Raw genomic sequence first — 18,011 nt, 5'->3', positions numbered from 1 at the left:
GACACTCCTTTCAATATAATAAATATTCACCCACATACATTATATAGCTAAATAATGCATTGTTTTACGTTTAATATTTTTTTAATAAAATTAAATAAAAAATGCATAAAAACACAAAAAAACAGGCAGCCTTACCAGCTACCTGTACAATCTTTGCTTTATTCACGGAACCCAGGTGATAAGGACCTCGGCATCTCCGTCAGCTATATTTTCAACAAATCTAAATAGAATCAAATACTATTCATTAAGCATCGATACTACGTGCCTTAGTAGTAAGGTTGGTAGTATCTTTTTATTTATCTACTATAATCTGCAAAACTTTGCTCCATTATGCAAAAGCCTGCATTGTCATTCCTTCGGAGTGCCGTGGCACATAAAAAGTATATTTATCATATGTGGCCACCTTGTTTTATTCAAAAGAAATGAATTTTGTACCTGAATATACTAGTGTTCCCTCTTCTCCAACATTAAGCAAATCGTAAATCTGACGTTCTACCTGAAACTCTTTTGTTTTATCTCCAGCCGAGAAAGATACCCAATAGCGTGTTACCCTGTCCCACATAGTTTTATTTTCATCTTGCATTGCTGCCATTCCAAGCATCGTGTTAGCACCTGAAGCGGCAAATACTGGTGGTTCCTCTAATTCTTCGATATTTTTACTTAATACTTTTGCTTCAACACTTTTTTTTCAATAACATAGAAATACCCTCCACGAAAATCATAATTGTTTTCTCTTTTTTATATAATAATATGCGTCTATTATGCGGTAAATATCATATTCGGCAATTATTGTAGGGTTATTCCGCCCGGTTACGGAATAATTAGGCTTCTAATATGGCTATCCTATGAACTACCCCCACCGACTCCACGTCGGAAAGGGTTTCTGTTATGCCGCATGGCGGCATGAACCTGCAGGATGCTCTACGCACCCTGCAGAACAGGGCATGTCCACTATACCCCTATCCCATTGGCTTACCTTTGGGAATACTTTTCTTAAGATGTTTGCAGCTCCATTTATGTCTGCATTTGTTATTGTACCATCGTAGTGCTTGTAAAGTCCCCTCTGTATCCGCTTTCCTGAAAAATTGGGGTTATCCTTCGCATTCTTTTTATATACAGGGATATAGTCCTTTGCAAGGTAGTCTGCCTTTGATGTGTAGCTTTCTTCTGTAAGGACAAACCTTATACCATATTCAGCAAGTTTGTATCTGAGCATGTCTGCAAATATCAGCATTGGTATCTGCACAAAGTTCTGATTATTGACATTTCCTATACCTATTTTCTGTTTCTGGTATGTGTTATGGCCCATCACCACTATGTCTACATGGTTATCCCTTGCATAGTCTACCAGATGTCTGCTCACCTTATGGAACTGATCTTTTATCCTTCTGTTCCTCTTTTCAGTAAGAGCCTTCATTTTCCTTGTCCTGTACCTCTTGTTGCATGTCATGGCACAGGAAGAGAGTCTTTTCATCTCTTTGTTGTAAAGCTGGTTGATTGACTTGATCACACCGCCCTTTATCACAAATGGTCTTGCACCAAAAGTGTTTACAACAGCGGCGATATTGTCTGTTCCAGGATCTATAGCCATCACTCTCAGATTTTTCAGATCCTCTACAGCCGAAAGGTCAGCGAGGATATCCTTATCAGCCATGGGGATTATCCCTTTGTCAGGCACTGAAAGAACTACATCCAGAACAAAGCTGTTTCCACCGGGCTTTATACGGACTTCCTTAAGGCACACTTCTTCAGGGAGCTGGCCAAGAGACAGCCTATCCTTTGTCCCCGGAAACTTTAGATACCCATCCTTGATCCTGCATATCTGATTAGTCAGGACAGCTGTCTTGAATGATCCCTGTGACATATATCCCGGCATCTTGGGGCGACCAGTAAATGCCCCAGGATTCCTGCCATAAACTTTTACAGCTTCAAAGAAAGACTTATAGTCTCTGAGAAGAAGTTTCAATATCTGCTGATTAGCCTGGGCCGGAAGGGCATAGTATGCCTTATCCCTTGTTACCTTTAGCAGATGATCAAGGGCATTATATGAAAGCCACTTGCTGTCACCAAGATATTTGGTTCCAAAGAGACTATCCCTTACGAGCTTGTAAACTACCATCTGATTTGGAAAAAGAGGCTTGAACATGGCCATTGAATCGACCGATGACGAATACTGCCTTAAGATGAAATTTGCCCTGTTGTACAGGATGGCTGATGATCTGCAGATATCCCTGAAATAGTCATAGAGTATGTGGTTTTGGTTTATCCTGTATTGCCTTGTTCTGTACACGGTTGTAAATTCCTTATTAGTATTCTATAGTTAGTATTATAGCACATATTTCGGAGTTACACAAACATTTGTTCTTTTTGGATGAAGAAAAATATGCAGAAATCAGCAGCAAAATCAGTAACAAGATCAGAAAACCTTGATGACTACAGAAGGGGCTCACATTCCGTATACAAACTCACATACCATGTGATCTTTGTGACAAAATACAGAAAGAAAGTGATCACAGATGAGATTGGTGATTTCATGAAGAATTACGCCGCTTACCTCTGCGGGCGCATGAACAGTGAGCTCATTTCTGCAGAGACAGATGTCGATCACATGCATCTGCTCATCTCAATGCCACCTGATGTTGCTCCTGTGAAGCTCATCAACTCATTAAAATCACAATTATCCAAGGAAGTAAGGAATACATATAGACTACACGTAGAGAAATACCTTGGGGGAGATTCCCCCTTCTGGAGCGCAAGTTACTTTTGTGCCACTACCGGAAGTGTTTCGCTTGATACTGTTAAGAAATACATTGAAGATCAACGCAAAGAAGAACACAAACGCAAATACATTAAGACGGGGAAATACAAAAAGAAAAACTAGTGCGATTCATCCCACAACCGATTTCATCGGAAGGGGTTTTCTCGCACGATATTTATAATGTTTATTCTCCTCTGAAATTCATCTCATCGACTATGACTGTCGGCTTGACAGTCATTTCTACCCACGCAGGAATAAAGCCACTTTTTGCTGCATTTCGAGCAGATCTGATATTGGACCATGCTGAGCAATAAAATGGGACTTTTCCCCGATTCAAAATTTCACGTGCCAGTTTGCTCGTCAAAGCTGATGCGATTCCTTTTTGTCTATATTCTGGAAGAACATCCACGCCTATCTGCCACATTTCATCACAATCGGCTGAGCAGGCTGCAAAACCGATCAGTCTGTCATTATCGTAAGCTCCTATGCCAAGCACATCCAGATTCTTGCGATCACTACAAAGGGCATTACTCCATTCAGGCAGATACAAATCCTTGAAGTCCTCTTGAACCAATATGCGTGTTTCATACAAGCATTTCGCATCAGGTATTCTGTTTACATCGGGAAGGTAATACTCTGCCATGAAGCATACCTTATGTCCTCGCTCTGCAAGCTTGTCATTGAGCCAATGCAAATTCGGCGTTTCAAAACAATGATAAAACTCAAACTTGCCAATATACTCTGTAACAAGATCAGCTACTTCTTCTGTTGTGGCTGCAACGATATTACTCCCGTAGGAAACGAAATTGCTCGTAATTGGCTCTTTATAATACTTTCGCGCGTTCTTTCCTAAACAAAAGGGCACAACAATATTCTTATCTAACATAAAATCATCTGACTGACAGCCTATATCCTCTGCAGATTGTCTTAATGCAATTTCCTTTATCTCACTATTTGTCAACAGTCAAAACCTCGAAAATCTTAATATCTTTTATACTCCAAAACGATATTCGCTCTCTTCCTTATCATTCGGAACAAGCCCATATTCTTTGTTTCACTTTCTGCTCCACAACCGGAAAGTACCAATAGCATTCCGCAAATACTTAGTATCACCCTCTTTTTCAAAACTTACTCCTCCTCATACTGCTTTCTATATTTATCCGTGTACCACTTGGGAATACATTCCTTAAAGTTCTCAAAATCATCGAAAGCTTGTATTGCTCTTCGTGTCATGCCATCAATTTCATCCTGACCAAATTTCTCAGCCCACTTAATTGAGTAAAGTGAAGCATGTGCGACATATACCGCATTTACAATCCAGAAATCCATTGGTACATCATCCTGAAAATATGCATCTATCTGACCAATACAGTAAGGGACGCTGACTTCAATTCCAAAACTTTCCAGCTTGTAAAACTCTTCGTAGGGATCCCCCACTTCCCACCTATTGAAGTCGATAACTCCTATAGTGCTATCTTTCATGTAGATCAAATTCCCCGGATGATAATCCCCATGAAGATATACAGGCTGCTCTTTCCAAATCTGGTCTATATTATCTTTTACATATTTAACAGCTATCTCATCATCAGATACTCTTACCTGTGAATCCTCGTATTTGGAAAGCTGCAGTAGCTTTTTTTCTTTCTTGGTCTTCTGAGGAATATCGTCTTTATCAAGGGGAACCGAATGTATTTTTCGAAGAATAGTACCGGCTTGTCTTCCCAATAAATACTGCTCTTTTTCAGAAAGCTTCGGCAAAGCTTCCTCCAGATCACTTCCTTCCACCCAGGAAAGAAGCATATATACACTTCTTCCTTCATTGCATGTGCCAAATTCTATAGGCTTTGACATATTGAAGCCAAGCTCTGAATACTTTGTTATTATCTCAAATTCCTTTTTCTTGGCATCAAATAGCTCTATGTCTGACACTCTAAGGAGCAGTTCTTCACCTTCTTTAGTCCTTATCTGGTACTTCTTATCACTTGACCAGCCCTTTGAAACAGGAGTGACTGATTCCCAATCTACACTAGATTCAATATCCCCAAACACCTGTAATATCCTTCCTTATCCGTTTTACTTTTTCCTTATATACCAGCTGTATCCATAGAATATAAGCTGTTTTTCCCCATCACCAAAAACAGATGATAAAGACTGTATCATCCAGTCCCTTGCCTGCTCGGCGCTAATACTTCCACTCTCTATCTGAGCATTCACATTTGACTGGATCAACATAAAATCCACAAATGCATCAAGCTTAAAAGAGTATTCCATGTCATAGTCTGTCTGCTTCTCCATGATGAATCCTTCCGGAAGATCATCCTGGGTCCACTTGTTTTCTTTCCTTGGTGGCTTTGGAAATCTCTTTAGATATTCATCCTGATACCATCTGGTATAAGCTTCATTTCCTGCCATCCTGTCTGTGATCCCAAAGTCATATATAACGATCAGACCATTATCTGCAAGAACATCTGACATATTCTCCATGAATTTCTTTTCATCCACCCAGTTAATACATCCGGCAGCTGTTACAATGTCATACTTTTTTTCAGGTATCTTAGTCTCTTCAGCCTTTGCAACATAGAAGGAATATGCAGGATCATCTCCATAAAGTTCCTTGCACACTTCAACCATTGCATCAGCAATATCTGTTCCCGTAACTTTATCGCAAATAAGTCGTAGCGCTTTCGTGGAGAGTCCTGCTCCGCATCCCACATCTAGGCCATTTTTAAATTTTAAGTCTTCATCCAGATCACAATCTATCTTCATCTGCTCTATCACAGACTTGTGAAGCCATGGCCTCTTTGCATATCCCAATGCTATTCTTTTTGAATCAAATGATTTATTGTTCATTTCATACATCTTTCCGGCAGATATAGAGCAGATGATTGGTATTGCCGAGGAGTTCTCTTTTCTCAGAAAAATGCAGATACCAGTCAGAGAGCTTCTTAAAATCTTCATCTGTAAAGCCAAAATCTGCCCTGTGTTCTATAGGCTCTATAAGACCATCTACGCCTGTGGTGGTTATCCAGGATACCTTTTTTCCTTCAAAGAGCTGCTCAAATTCAGCGATATCATAGCCGGTAAAGAGCTGTTCCTTAAAATGCCTGATATTATAATCTTCAGTGAAGTTTTCCTCCTGACCGGAAGCCCAGTTCCCATAGAAATAGTTGGAATACATGATGGCGTAAACAGAAATAAAGGCAAACAGTATTACTCCGCCGGGCTTTGTTACCCTGATAGCCTCATCGATTGCAAGGTTCACTTCATCAGGCTCATACAAATGGTATAGTGGTCCAAAGACAAGAGTAACATCATAGGTATCGTCTGAAAGGCCATCCAGCCTTGTGGCATCCCCCTTAAGGGCCCTGATATTGGAAATGCCCTTGCTGTGTTCCCGAAGCACTTCAAGATTCTTGTCCACCAGTTCAACTGCAGTTACATCCATCCCCTCTTTTGCCAGAGCAATGGAGTATCTCCCGGTACCGGCTCCAATTTCCAGCACCTTTGAATTTTTATCTGCATATCTGTGGATGTAATTCATGGTTGTGGCATATTCAAGCCTGCCATGAACTGATCGCTCCAGGCGTCCGTCCTCTTCATACTGAGTATAGAATTTGCTGACAATCTCTTCCCTTGAAGCCCCATCTGTTATCTGATCTATTCTTGTAAAGTACTCAGTATCATTCTCATGATGAATATACGCACCGTTTTTTTGCTGAACCCGAAGGCTGGCAGGATTATCCTTATTAACAGACATATACACCTCATGAATACACATCTGTCTTGCCTTTTCCAGGGTCATCTCCAAACCTTTCGTGGCGTATCCCTTTCCCCTGTATTTCTTTGATATACAGTAGCCTATATGTCCCGGTCCTTCCCTGAGAAAGTCATTCAGACAGTGGCGCAGGTTGAAAACTCCTACGTAATTATCCCCATCTGCCAGCACATAGGTGGTATCCGGTACAAAACCCTCCGGCAGCTCTTTTCCCATAGACCAGTTCCGCTTCATTTCGATCCAGGTCAAAAACCTCTCATAATCAAAGCCATAGACATTATTCATGTAGCCATTTTCATTTTCAGGAAAAGACATATACAGCTCGTAAGTCTTTTTGTAGTCTGAATCCTGTACCCTGATTAGTTCCATACTTTTCTCCTCCTGACGCACCTGATAATATTCCACTATATCAAAAAAAATGCCTTTTAACAGCTAATTATGCTGATAAAAGACATTTTTTCTGACAATTCACTTATCCTCAGGCTGCATCATCCTCTGCCTCTTCAGGCTCAGTATACTGGATATCAGACCTCTTTATGGTATCCGGATATATCTTCAGGAAATCATTTTTCATGGAAATAGGCACATATCCCTTTTCTATGTATTCTGCAGACTTTTCTTCCCAGTTCTGCGTACCCCACTCCCTGACATCATCATCTGCCACAACCATGTAAGCCTGGGCTGGGTATGGATTTCTTTTATCCAAAACATAGTTCATCATACTGGTATCAGAGCCGCTGTTTCCAAAAGCCAGAACCGGACGCTGACCAATCTCACGCTCTATCCAAATGGATTTATTGGCGTTCAGATTCTTCTGCACGAATCCACCGGTGAAAACAAGTTCATCTCCGTCAGCGTACTTAAAATCCATATTGGAAGCTACGTCTTCGTATCCCCTCTCCTTAACTTCAAACTCTGTTCCTATAATATGCGAAGGGGAAACATATTCGCTAAAAGGCGAGTTAGCAATAATGGCCCTTGTGGTTGTGCGTTCTGTTCCGCTGACAACATAGATGGTAAAGCCATTGTCATAAAGATACTTAACCAACTCCACCATAGGCAGGTAGGGGCCATCGAGATAGCGCATGTTGATAAAGCTCTCCGGCTGCTTCTGGCCAAATTCCACGGCGTAGTCATAGAGCTCTTTTATAGTCATACCGGCGTATGCCTTGGCAAAATTTCTGGCAAGCGCTTCTCCTGCACTATATCCCGGTTCTATCTCTCTGGCAGCATCCTTAAGTTCATCAGATACTTTTTCAGGATGATCTATCAGACAGTAGTTAATAAACATCATGGTGTCAAAGTAGGTAAAATAGGTCTCACAGACCAGAGTTCCGTCCATGTCAAATACGGCAATACGGTCCTCTTCCGGGATATAATTCTCTTTATCCATTTTATTTGTAACTTTTGTCACATAATCCCTGAGGCTTTTGGCAGCACTTGAATCAGGTGCCCAATAATTTGACATTGATCCTCCGGGAATGTTTCCGCATCCGCTGATCCCTATACATGAAAAAAGCATGACCAGAGTCAAAAGTAGTGATATTATTCCTCTTCTTTTTTTCATGTTCATAATCCATCCTTTTCGCTTGAATTTTATCGCTATTACGATTATCTCACAGAAGGATGTTCCGGAATGTCAAATTTTTATAAAAAAACAATAAAATCACTCTATGTTCTTGAGAGCCACATCCAGTGGTATTCTCTGAATCCGCCTGAAATCCAGGGCGGAAACGAATGCGTAACCAATAAGTAGATAAAGCACAGACATCAACATGGATAGAGGCTTCATAAAGAAGGCAAAATATCCGTCCATCTGCAGCATAAAAATATGGAAGATCCACACCATAAGATAGTAACCGATCACAAAGCTTATTACTGAAAACAGTACCACTACTATGGCTGTAGGAATGATGTACAAAGATCCTATCTCGCTGTTCTTGAAGCCCAGTATCTTCACCATGGATATTGAATGCTCATTTCTCTCAATGATAATCTTAGCCAGCAGATAGATCAGGGACGCAGAAAGAACTATCAGCGCGTATTTAAACACATCCATAAAATTACCCATGGAATGCATCAGCTGATTTGTCACCTTCAAAATATCTTCTTCGGTGATAACGGTGGCAATATACTGATCATCAATGTCAGTGATCTCATTCCTTGAAAAGTACCCCGAGAATTCATCCGGCTCTTTTTCAAAAATCCTGTTATAGCTGTCAACATCAAGAAAAGCAGCTATTCCGCCGTCATAATCGATTATCCCTTCCACCTTAAAGTTGTAGGACTTATTCTCATACTCTGCATTAAGAGTGATGTTGTCTCCCTTAGACAACTCAAACTTTTTGGCAAAAGCACTGGAAATATATACGCTGTTATCGTCGCTGCTTTTATCAAGCTTGATAAAAGAGCTATCGGCCAAAATGCCATATACCGTAACACTCTCATCTCCGCCGCTTCCCATTCCTTCCCGGAATGAGGACCTATTCTTTGGATACAAGAGCTCAGTCATACTAAAACGCTCCGCACTATCTTCCGAAGTTTCTATGACATTTCCATCATCGTCCAGATAGTCCATGAGCATATACTGGTACTTTGCAAACATCATATCCGGAGCTTCCTTGGCATAATGGGTCAGAGAATCCGGGAGTCCAAAGGCAAAACACAGCATCAGTTCAATAAAGATAACTCCAAAGATCAGCACCAGGTAATTGGGCATATTCTGGAAAAGAATCCTGAGCCTGAATCTGCGAAGGAACTTCCACCTTGGTAGTCTCATGGCCTTGGTCCTTCTGGTCCTTACCAGGTCATGTCTAAGGAATCTCAAGGGACTAAGCTGAAGCTTTTTTACTATTACAAAGAGATTTATAAAAAACATTAATAGAAGCGGAATTATTGTGGTCTTTATAAGGGCTGTATTACTCCAGACTGCATGGCATACCGGAAGACTGTAGCTATTGTAATACAGATAGACCGCCATGTTCCTGAAAGCTGTATACCCAAGGATATTGCCGATAATTGCTCCTAGAATTGTGACAATAACTGGCATGGTCATATAGTGAACAACAAGCTCCGATCTGCTGTAGCCTGATGCCCTAAGGGTTCCGATAACCGAAGCCTCTTTATCAATGGTATTGCTGATTATGATAGCAAAGATAAAGGCTATAACACCGATAAGTATGTAGCACAAAATGCTTGTTCCCGCTGAATCTCCCTCAATATCTGATATAGCAAAGTTGCTGGCCTGCCTCAGATACTCGGGTAGATAATCATCTATTTCATTATCATTAACAAGAGTCTGTGTGATCAGAGCCTTTAAGAAGTTATCTGAATAATCCGCCTGCTCCACCTTTGACTGTGGTTCAGCATCATATTTATATGCGTAGCTGAAGTGGATCCTGGAATGGAGCTTGTTGAAAGCCTCTGGAGTCACCATTGCCACATCGAATCCAAAGGCATCAAACATAAGATCCGTATTGGATTCATGAAGGGTCAGGTAATTCACATAAGAAAGAAGTCCCACTATTTCAAACTTCTTTCCTCCAACAGTGATGGTGTCTCCAATCCCCACACCTACGTTGTCAGCGTGCATTCTGTCAATGGCGATCTCACCTTCTTTTTCCGGGGCTCTGCCCTGGTTAAAAGAGGCTTTATCTATCTCAGCATCGCTCTTAAAGATCCTGACGTTTGCATCCTCCAATCCGTCATTGTTGTTATCCTCAGGCTCTTCCCTGTAGAAGTGTTCATAGATATTCACAGCTACGGGCTCAAAGTCCGGATCATCAAGACTGTACCTGTCTGAAACTTCATCCCACTCTTCATCCACTTTTTTTACAACTTCTTCATGGGCTTCCTCATAGGCCTCGTCTACAGCCTTTTCGTACTCCTCTGACTCTTTTACCTGCTTCAGTACTTCGTCAAAAGAGTCTATAACAGCCTTATCGATCTGCTGCTTTATTATCTCTTCATCTGCGATTCCAAAAGCAGCGCACTGGGCACGAACACCTTCCTCGATTATGTTCATTACCTGTTCGTTCAGCTTTTCATCAATGGCCTTTGCCACTTCTTTATCTGCTGTTTTTGTACCTTTTTCGATGTAATATGTCCGTACATCAGCTCTTTCTCCGGAACTGATGCCGTCCAGGAGCTTCTGTGAGGCTCTTTTGCTCAGTTCAAAGCTACCGTCCTCCAGATTGAGTTCATCTCTCCCTGCATAAACTGATGAGAGCATGCTGTCGTGGCCAACATACATACCGGAAATTACTCCGATCATGATGACCATGAACACAATGATAACAAGATACTTATGCCAGTCTGATAAGAGTTCTCTGGGAACTCTTTTGATAAGAGGATTCTTCATGTTGCACCCCCTTACCACTCAAGATCCGCTGCTGCAATCTTGTTCTCATTAATGTCATTATGGCGGACCACACCATCTCTAAGCTTGATGACGTGGTCAGCCATATTTTTGATTGCTTCATTATGGGTGACCATTATCACAGTACTGCCAAACTTGTTGTTGCAGTCCTCGATAAGGGCCAGTATTTCTTTTGACGTCTTGTAATCCAGTGCTCCTGTGGGCTCATCGCACATAAGGATATCAGGATTCTTGACTACCGCTCTTCCGATGGAAACTCTCTGCTGCTGTCCACCGGAAAGCTGGTTGGGGTATTTGTACTTGTGGTCCTGAAGTCCCAGTGTGGTCAGAACCTCCTCCACATCCAGTGGATTGTCAGACAGATATGCTCCAACTTCAATATTTTCCTTAACGTTCAGATTCGGAATGAGGTTATACATCTGGAACACGTATCCCAGGTGCTTGCGACGGTAAAGCGTAAGCTCCTTTTCGTTCATCTCTTCCAGCTTATCACCATTAATACTCACAAAGCCTTCGTCAGGAGTATCTATTCCCCCAATGATATTCAGAAGCGTGGATTTTCCTGAACCGGAAGGTCCTAGAAGAACACAGAACTCTCCCTTTTTAACAGTAAAATTCATCCCTCTAAGAACATCCTGCCTGGCCTCTCCAACCCCGAAGCTCTTTTTCAGATCTTTGATCTCAAGAAATTCTTTCATAACGTTCCTCCTCACTTGTTACCTTATGCTAACATAATTATATTGCAGCTGCACTCAGTTAGCAACACGTAACTTTATGCAGTCACAATGAGTATGTCAGGGCAATCTTAACTAACAATAAAATTAGTACTTGATATTTTTTAATATGGCTGTTATATTATACATAAATCTGTATAAATATACATTAATATGCATAAGAGGAGGCCATTATGAAAAAGAAAATTTTAGCAGCTGCCATGGCAGCAATGGTAACAGTAACAGCTCTCACAGGATGCGGAAGCGCAGCTTCTTCAGATTCAGGAAGCACCGGCAAGACTCTTGTAGTCGGCACAAACGCTGCATTCCCACCATTTGAATATGTAGGTGATGACGGAAAGCCAGACGGATTTGACATTGCTCTCATCAAGGCAATCGGCGAAAAGGCTGGCTATGAAGTTCAGATCCAGGATATGGAATTTGATTCTCTTGTATCTTCCATCGGAAACAAGATCGATGTTGCCATCGCAGGCATGACAGTTACTGAAGAGAGAAAGAACACTGTTGATTTCTCTGATCCATATTACGAAGCAGTTCAGAACGTTCTCGTTCCTAAGGGATCAGACATCGCTACTGCTGCTGACCTTCAGGGTAAGAAGATTGGTGTTCAGCTTGGAACAACAGGTGAGTTCATCGCAGACGAGATTGAAGGCGCTGAGGTTTCTGCTTATAACAAGGCTGTTGATGCTGTAAACGACCTGAACAACGGACGTGTTGACTGCGTAATCGTTGATAAGAACCCTGCAGAGGTATTTGGTGCTCAGTTCTCTGATAAGGTTGATGTTCTTGATGGAACCAAGTTCGATTTCGAGCCTGAGAACTATGCAATTGCCCTTCCTAAGGGAGACACAGAGCTTGCTGACGAGATCAATTCTGCATTAAAAGAGCTTAAGGCAGACGGAACCTATGACAGTCTCGTTAAAAAATACATCGAGGAGTAATCAATAAATAAATGACTTTACAAGAACGCTTTGTTGCAGCTTTTATAACCGGTGATCGCTGGAAGCTTTATCTTTCAGGTCTTGGAATAACCCTTGAGATAGCTCTTTTTGCCGGAATCCTTGGAATCATAATCGGCACTATCACTGCCCTTATGAAACTGTCCACAACTGAAGACGGAAAGCCCACTGTTTTTAACTACATAGCCACAGTTTATGTGGATATTATCAGAGGAACCCCCAGTGTTCTTCAGCTTCTTATCATGTGGTTCATTATCATGGCTTCATCCAATAATGGTATCCTGGTGGCATCTCTTTCCTTCGGAATCAACTCCGGAGCCTATGTGTCTGAGATTGTCAGAGGCGGAATCCTGGCGGTTGACAAGGGACAGATGGAAGCAGGAAGAAGTCTTGGACTTTCCAAGGCAAAGACTCTTCGCTACATTGTTCTTCCACAGGCCATCAAGAATGTCATCCCACCCCTTGGTAACGAGTTCATTACTCTTATCAAGGAAACTGCCATTGTGGGATATGTCAGCCTTGCGGATCTTACCCGTGTTGCCAATCAGATTGCCTCAAGAACCTATGATGCTTTCATGCCTCTCATCGGTGCTGCAGTCATTTATTTTATAATCATCAAGATACTTACTATTTTGCTAAACGAGCTGGAAAGGAGGATGCGTAAGAGTGATAGACGTTAAGAATCTGCATAAAGAATTTAAAGATCCTGACGGAACTGTGACTCAGGTCCTCTCCGGCATCAATTACAAAGTTGAAAAGGGTGAAAAGATTGTAATCGTTGGGCCTTCCGGCTCCGGAAAAAGCACGTTCCTTCGATGCTTAAATCTTTTGGAGCGCCCCACTTCCGGTCAGATCTTTTTTGACGGCGAAGACATCACTGCGCCAAAGGTCAACATCAATCAGGTAAGAGCCCGCATGGGAATGGTGTTCCAGAACTTCAACCTGTTCAACAATCTTACAGTCATGAACAACATTATCCTGGCTCCTGTAAAGCTGGGAATCATGTCTGAAAGTGCAGCAAAAGATAAGGCAACTCAGCTCCTTAGCAGAGTCAACCTTCTTGACAAGGCAAATGTCTACCCTGCATCCTTATCAGGCGGTCAGAAGCAGCGAATCGCTATTGTAAGGTCCCTTTGCATGAACCCTGAGGTGATGCTCTTCGACGAGCCCACTTCTGCTCTCGACCCTGAGATGGTAGGTGAAGTTCTTGATGTTATGAAACAGCTTGCTGAAGAGATGATGACCATGGTTGTGGTCACCCACGAGATGGGCTTCGCAAGGGAAGTTGCCACAAAGGTTCTTTTCATGGATGAAGGAAACATCCTTGAAGAAAACACCCCAAAAGAATTTTTCGAGAATCCCCAGAGCAAACGCCTCCAGGAATTCTTATCAAAAGTATTGTAAGGAGCTCGGGTAGGCTATCGAAGTTCCAGGGCCGAAGCCATCCATTCGCAAATGCTTGTTTGCTCCTCGTCGTGGATTACTAAATTTCAAAAACAGCCAAAAGCCTCATTTCATGTTATTCAGAGAAATCGGCCTTTGGCTGTTTTTTCTATTTGTACTCCATCTCCTCGTGCGAGAACTGCGCATTTCCAAATAGATGGCTTCGACCTTGGGGCATACGAAATATGCCAAACCAGCGTTCACGACGACCAACATCTTGCGGTTGCAAATTCGAACAATTGTTCTTATAATGTAATTATATCGAACAGTTGTTTGTGTATTTGAAGCAGTACTCAGGCGAAAGAGAGGGCTTTTGCATGGTTTTTGCGGTTGATTTTGATGGGACACTGAGTTTTGGAGAATGGCCTGAAGTTGGTCCGGCTAATCATAATCTCATAGAGTATCTTAAGGACAGAAAACATTCCGGTGACAAGCTGATACTTTGGACTTGCCGTGCAGGAGATGCACTGGATGCTGCTGTAGACTGGTGCAGCGGAAATGGTCTTGAATTTGATGCCATAAATGATAATTTGCCGGAAGTCACCGAAAAATATGGGAACAACAGCCGAAAGATAAGCTGTGATGTCTATATCGATGACAGAGCGGTAAATGCAGGAGATTACAGGAAGGTGGTCCATGTTGGCACAGAGGCTTTTGATTACGAGCTTGTTGAGAGAAAGCTCATAGGTTTTGCTGAATCCTTGGTGAGGTGCTCATGAAAATGGACCCGGTAAGGGCATGTTATGAGTAGGATTATAGATAAAGTAGATGTGATATGCGAACATAAAGCTGATGGAAAAGTTATCCCCATGCGCTTTAGGATCATGAATGAAGACGGAAGCTATGAGGCGTACACCATAAAGGGATATCGTGAGATCATGAGAAAAGACTGTTACACGACTCCTGATGGTGTAACAGTCTGTAGCAAAGACTCAGTATTTGAGTGCAGGGTCCTAATCCTGGATCTGTACAGGACAGTAAGGCTGTATTATAACAAGGACCGGTGCTCATGGAGGATAGCAATTTAATCTATCATCTTGTTTTCTCTGCCAAAGCTAGGGCTCTGAAATAGCTCAGTGCTGCCAAAGCGGCTGCTATCAGTGTAAAGATGATAGTCAGTAATCTGTGATTCATGAAGGTTCCCAGGAAAACAACCAGTACAGTTAATCCCATGACAACGAACATGTTGGGAAGCATGTAGATTGCTACTGCTGCCCCCTGCTTGATGACCTCTACTTCATTCTCCCAGTCGAGGCGCATATGCTTGATTCCGCAGGCACAGCCCCAGGCTGTTGAGAAGCAGCAGAGGATAAATCCCATGAGAAGATAAAGGATCGTATCCAGCACAGAAACCTTAGCTGAAATGCAAAAACAAAGTGTGGCAAACGCCATGAAAGGAACTGTCAGATACAAGTTAAAGAGCATCTTGCCCTGATAAAGTGTCTTCTTTTCAATAGGCAAACTCTGTACTATCCAGTAGTTCTTTCCCTCCAGAGATGGGGAACAGGCTGTGGTCGCCATCATTCCAATCAGGAAGTACACGATAAAAGGAATCGCGGGACGAAGTATAGCCGGATCAAAGGGTGCATTCTGGGTAATTATAGCCACCAGCTTATCAAAGCCAATTATCAGAGTAACTACTCCAAGTAAAAGCGCCAAAATCATTCCCATGCCACCGTTTACAGTATAATTTGTTGAACCCAAAAACCTTCTGAATTCCTTAAAGGCAATTGATTTAACAATACTTCTCTTCTTCTGCCCTGTCATCTTATATTTCCTGGCTGCAGCATGGGACTTAAGCGCTGAATTGATATTCCTGTAGGATCTGCCAACAAGGTAGAACAGTCCTGCAAACAAAGCCACGCTTACAACGATCAGCAAAAGAGCCATAAGCACATTTCCATTTGTAATGGCCCTTGAAAACCATCCGGCCGGAAAATAGATCTGTCCTGCCTTTTCAGTTAACTCAGAGGTCTTTTCCAGGGTTGCCTGAACCTGATCTTCCCTAAAAACCGCATCAATGATATATCTCAGCGAGAAGCAGAATATCACAAAAATAAATGTGAGTACGGTCTGGATAACATTGTTCTTCCTAAAGCCTGCGCTGATCCTTGCAATCAGGAATCCGATAAACGAAGCGCAGAGCATCGGTATTATTGGCAATACAAAGGATAGAACCAACCAAATCACAAAGACCAAAAATGATGCTCCGGCAAAGATCATGTATCCGATCATCATGGCCAGCGAAATTGATAAGTACCAGGGAAGGCTCTTTATGTACATGTACAGGAACTTGCACCCTGCCACAGAGCTACTCTCAAAGGGCAGCGACATGAGCATGTCGTATTCCTTGAAATTAAACAGGTATCCGTTGGTCTTAAAAAGAGTGAAGAAAAAAGCAATTCCGCTGACAATTAGAGCGCACATCACAGGGGCAGAATCTATCATCCCTACAAAGCCGTAACCCAGACACATCATCATGCTGTAGATCATGATCATTGCGTAGATGATAAAAGCACCTATTGTGCTTCCAACTATCTTTTTTTTCTTCTTTTTGTCGGTTGTATTCTTATAGATATTCCGCTGACTGGTGGATAAAAGCAGCGTGCGTAAAAGGAGTAAATTCTTATTCTTCATTTTCGACGCCTCTTCAAGTACTCTCTAAAAATGTTTCCTCAAGGGACTGCCCCTCAGTGATCTCCTCCATGGTTCCCTGTGCTATTATCTTTCCCTGCTTGATGATCGCCACCTTATTGCACAGCTTTTCTGCAACGTCCAGTACATGGGTGGAAAAGAAAATAGCCGTACCTTTTTGGCACATCTCATGCATGATCTCTTTAAGGACGAAGGTTGCCTTTGGATCCAGTCCCACAAAGGGCTCATCCAGTACCAGAAGCTTAGGCTCATGGATAAGCGCAGAGATTATTGCCACCTTCTGCTTCATACCATGGGAGTAGGAACTGATCAGATCTCCTAAAGCATCAGTAATCTCAAAGGTATCCGCATATTTCTTTATCTTCTCTTCCCTCTCCTGTCCGCTTATGTCAAAAACATCTGCCACGAAATTCAAGTACTGAAGACCGGTGAGATTCTCGTAAAGATCCGGATTATCCGGAATATAGGCAGTAACTCTTTTGCACGCCATAGGCTCATCCTTTACAGAGTGACCATCAATAAAAATCTCTCCCTCAGTAAAATCCAACACTCCAACCACCGCACGGATGGTCGTGGATTTTCCTGCGCCGTTGTGCCCAATGAAGCCAAAGATATCTCCGCCCATAACAGAAAGGCTCACATCATCCGCTGCCTTTTTCCCTCCGCCATAGGACTTGCTATAGTTTTTTATTTCCAGCATCACTTCTGACATTTCTCAAGACTCCCTTTCTTTAGAACAATCTCACTTTTCCAGAATATCTTTCCCGTCAAGAACAGCCTCCCTCAGGTTGTCCTCCTTATCATAGGCCAGCTTCATGGAAAAGAAATCCTGCCTCTCCTCCAGGAGTCTGAAAAATATCTTGTCTCCCTCCCAAAGGTTCAGGTCATACACATCCTTCTTTTTAACAAAAGCAAACTCTCCCTCATCGCAGGGAGCAGGCTCCTCATCAGGACAGGGCCCTGTAAAAAGACTCATCAGCTCATAGTCACCCTTATCCGAAATAAAGGTGATAATGCCCCGATAGGCAAAATCGGACAGCGGAATATCATAGCCGGTTTCCTCCAAAACCTCCCGCTTTATGCACTCTTCGGGACTTTCCAGATCTTCAAAATGACCGCCTACGCCAATCCATTTGTCCTTATTAATATCATTCTTTTTGGAAACTCTGTGGAGCATCAGATATTCATCTCCACGCTCAAGATAACAAAGAGTTGTAAGCTGAGACTTCCCCATCAGAACATACCTCCAACAATCCTCATCTTTGCCTCAACATCTACTCATAAATATAACACAATAAAACGTGATAAG

General features: G+C 42.2%; 17 protein-coding genes and 1 pseudogene. 6 read left to right on the top strand and 12 right to left on the bottom strand.

The genetic code is table 11. The features are described from left to right. Window positions 1-409: 409 nt before the first annotated feature. Both BO18_RS13080 and BO18_RS13075 read right to left on the bottom strand, forming a co-directional pair. A pseudogene (locus BO18_RS13080) lies at window positions 410-673 on the bottom strand (DUF2500 family protein); the annotation flags it as partial. A 213-nt stretch (window positions 674-886) separates the two neighbouring features. Next, on the bottom strand, window positions 887-2,290 hold the full coding sequence (locus tag BO18_RS13075; RefSeq protein ID WP_081861018.1) for an RNA-guided endonuclease InsQ/TnpB family protein: 1,404 nt from the start codon (window positions 2,288-2,290) through the stop codon (window positions 887-889). 93 nt (window positions 2,291-2,383) lie between these two features. Between BO18_RS13075 and tnpA the strand changes: the two genes are divergently transcribed. Next, window positions 2,384-2,881 carry an IS200/IS605 family transposase gene (gene tnpA / locus BO18_RS13070; RefSeq protein ID WP_066738316.1) on the top strand — a complete coding sequence of 166 codons (498 nt, stop codon included), beginning with the start codon at window positions 2,384-2,386 and terminating at the stop codon, window positions 2,879-2,881. Window positions 2,882-2,942: 61 nt separating this feature from the next. Here the strand turns inward: tnpA and BO18_RS13065 are convergent, their stop codons facing one another. The 7 genes from BO18_RS13065 to BO18_RS13035 all read right to left on the bottom strand — a co-directional run bounded on the left by BO18_RS13065 (window position 2,943) and on the right by BO18_RS13035 (window position 11,609). Next, entirely contained in the window at window positions 2,943-3,719 is a 777-nt protein-coding gene (locus tag BO18_RS13065; RefSeq protein ID WP_034446693.1) for a GNAT family N-acetyltransferase, read from the bottom strand. A gap of 167 nt (window positions 3,720-3,886) precedes the next feature. Next, window positions 3,887-4,807: a phosphotransferase family protein gene (locus BO18_RS13060; RefSeq protein WP_034446692.1), complete on the bottom strand. Its 921-nt coding sequence runs from the start codon at window positions 4,805-4,807 to the stop codon at window positions 3,887-3,889. A 24-nt stretch (window positions 4,808-4,831) separates the two neighbouring features. Further along, window positions 4,832-5,608, bottom strand: coding sequence for a class I SAM-dependent methyltransferase (locus BO18_RS13055; protein WP_034446691.1), 777 nt, complete (start codon window positions 5,606-5,608; stop codon window positions 4,832-4,834). A 1-nt stretch (window position 5,609) separates the two neighbouring features. Next, on the bottom strand, window positions 5,610-6,902 hold the full coding sequence (locus tag BO18_RS34345; protein WP_034446690.1) for a GNAT family N-acetyltransferase: 1,293 nt from the start codon (window positions 6,900-6,902) through the stop codon (window positions 5,610-5,612). Between the two features lie 109 nt (window positions 6,903-7,011). Then, window positions 7,012-8,001 (bottom strand): HAD family hydrolase, encoded by a 990-nt coding sequence (locus tag BO18_RS13045; RefSeq protein WP_185752426.1) that lies wholly within the window; start codon window positions 7,999-8,001, stop codon window positions 7,012-7,014. 198 nt (window positions 8,002-8,199) lie between these two features. Further along, window positions 8,200-10,893 (bottom strand): ABC transporter permease, encoded by a 2,694-nt coding sequence (locus BO18_RS13040; protein ID WP_034446688.1) that lies wholly within the window; start codon window positions 10,891-10,893, stop codon window positions 8,200-8,202. A gap of 11 nt (window positions 10,894-10,904) precedes the next feature. After that, a complete protein-coding gene (locus tag BO18_RS13035) occupies window positions 10,905-11,609 on the bottom strand; it encodes an ABC transporter ATP-binding protein (RefSeq protein ID WP_034446685.1) in 705 nt (234 codons plus the stop codon). A 209-nt stretch (window positions 11,610-11,818) separates the two neighbouring features. Between BO18_RS13035 and BO18_RS13030 the strand changes: the two genes are divergently transcribed. The 5 genes from BO18_RS13030 to BO18_RS13010 all read left to right on the top strand — a co-directional run bounded on the left by BO18_RS13030 (window position 11,819) and on the right by BO18_RS13010 (window position 15,075). Then, window positions 11,819-12,586, top strand: a complete 768-nt coding sequence (locus BO18_RS13030) for a basic amino acid ABC transporter substrate-binding protein (protein ID WP_034446684.1) — start codon at window positions 11,819-11,821, stop codon at window positions 12,584-12,586. An 11-nt stretch (window positions 12,587-12,597) separates the two neighbouring features. After that, window positions 12,598-13,284 (top strand): amino acid ABC transporter permease, encoded by a 687-nt coding sequence (locus BO18_RS13025; protein ID WP_034446682.1) that lies wholly within the window; start codon window positions 12,598-12,600, stop codon window positions 13,282-13,284. After that, window positions 13,271-14,008, top strand: coding sequence for an amino acid ABC transporter ATP-binding protein (locus tag BO18_RS13020; RefSeq protein WP_034446680.1), 738 nt, complete (start codon window positions 13,271-13,273; stop codon window positions 14,006-14,008). Before BO18_RS13025 ends, BO18_RS13020 begins: the two co-directional genes overlap by 14 nt. A 356-nt stretch (window positions 14,009-14,364) precedes the next feature. Continuing rightward, window positions 14,365-14,766 (top strand): hypothetical protein, encoded by a 402-nt coding sequence (locus BO18_RS13015; RefSeq protein WP_066738242.1) that lies wholly within the window; start codon window positions 14,365-14,367, stop codon window positions 14,764-14,766. Window positions 14,767-14,790: 24 nt separating this feature from the next. Then, window positions 14,791-15,075 (top strand): hypothetical protein, encoded by a 285-nt coding sequence (locus tag BO18_RS13010; protein ID WP_034446679.1) that lies wholly within the window; start codon window positions 14,791-14,793, stop codon window positions 15,073-15,075. Window positions 15,076-15,079: 4 nt separating this feature from the next. Here BO18_RS13010 and BO18_RS13005 read toward each other — a convergent pair whose 3' ends face one another. Genes BO18_RS13005 through BO18_RS12995 form a run of 3 tightly spaced genes read right to left on the bottom strand, consistent with a single transcriptional unit; the run spans window position 15,080 to window position 17,936 of the window. After that, a complete protein-coding gene (locus BO18_RS13005) occupies window positions 15,080-16,684 on the bottom strand; it encodes a putative ABC transporter permease subunit (protein ID WP_034446678.1) in 1,605 nt (534 codons plus the stop codon). A gap of 13 nt (window positions 16,685-16,697) precedes the next feature. Then, complete coding sequence (locus tag BO18_RS13000) at window positions 16,698-17,402, bottom strand: ABC transporter ATP-binding protein (RefSeq protein ID WP_034447346.1); 705 nt, start codon at window positions 17,400-17,402, stop codon at window positions 16,698-16,700. Window positions 17,403-17,444: 42 nt separating this feature from the next. Beyond that, window positions 17,445-17,936 (bottom strand): NUDIX hydrolase, encoded by a 492-nt coding sequence (locus BO18_RS12995; protein WP_034446676.1) that lies wholly within the window; start codon window positions 17,934-17,936, stop codon window positions 17,445-17,447. Window positions 17,937-18,011 lie beyond the last annotated feature (75 nt).

It is taken from the genome of Butyrivibrio sp. AE2032 (assembly GCF_000702965.1).
This window is presented reverse-complemented; position numbering and strand designations above follow the sequence as displayed.

What these genes read in the sequence shown, in the direction of transcription:
- tnpA (WP_066738316.1), top strand. Translation starts at nt 2,384, where the DNA reads ATGCAGAAATCAGCAGCAAAATCAGTAACAAGATCAGAAAACCTTGAT.
- BO18_RS13055 (WP_034446691.1), bottom strand. Translation starts at nt 5,608, where the DNA reads ATGAACAATAAATCATTTGATTCAAAAAGAATAGCATTGGGATATGCA.
- BO18_RS34345 (WP_034446690.1), bottom strand. Translation starts at nt 6,902, where the DNA reads ATGGAACTAATCAGGGTACAGGATTCAGACTACAAAAAGACTTACGAG.
- BO18_RS13045 (WP_185752426.1), bottom strand. Translation starts at nt 8,001, where the DNA reads ATGTCAAATTATTGGGCACCTGATTCAAGTGCTGCCAAAAGCCTCAGG.
- BO18_RS13040 (WP_034446688.1), bottom strand. Translation starts at nt 10,893, where the DNA reads ATGAAGAATCCTCTTATCAAAAGAGTTCCCAGAGAACTCTTATCAGAC.
- BO18_RS13035 (WP_034446685.1), bottom strand. Translation starts at nt 11,609, where the DNA reads ATGAAAGAATTTCTTGAGATCAAAGATCTGAAAAAGAGCTTCGGGGTT.
- BO18_RS13030 (WP_034446684.1), top strand. Translation starts at nt 11,819, where the DNA reads ATGAAAAAGAAAATTTTAGCAGCTGCCATGGCAGCAATGGTAACAGTA.
- BO18_RS13025 (WP_034446682.1), top strand. Translation starts at nt 12,598, where the DNA reads ATGACTTTACAAGAACGCTTTGTTGCAGCTTTTATAACCGGTGATCGC.
- BO18_RS13015 (WP_066738242.1), top strand. Translation starts at nt 14,365, where the DNA reads ATGGTTTTTGCGGTTGATTTTGATGGGACACTGAGTTTTGGAGAATGG.
- BO18_RS13010 (WP_034446679.1), top strand. Translation starts at nt 14,791, where the DNA reads ATGAGTAGGATTATAGATAAAGTAGATGTGATATGCGAACATAAAGCT.
- BO18_RS13005 (WP_034446678.1), bottom strand. Translation starts at nt 16,684, where the DNA reads ATGAAGAATAAGAATTTACTCCTTTTACGCACGCTGCTTTTATCCACC.
- BO18_RS13000 (WP_034447346.1), bottom strand. Translation starts at nt 17,402, where the DNA reads ATGCTGGAAATAAAAAACTATAGCAAGTCCTATGGCGGAGGGAAAAAG.
- BO18_RS12995 (WP_034446676.1), bottom strand. Translation starts at nt 17,936, where the DNA reads ATGGGGAAGTCTCAGCTTACAACTCTTTGTTATCTTGAGCGTGGAGAT.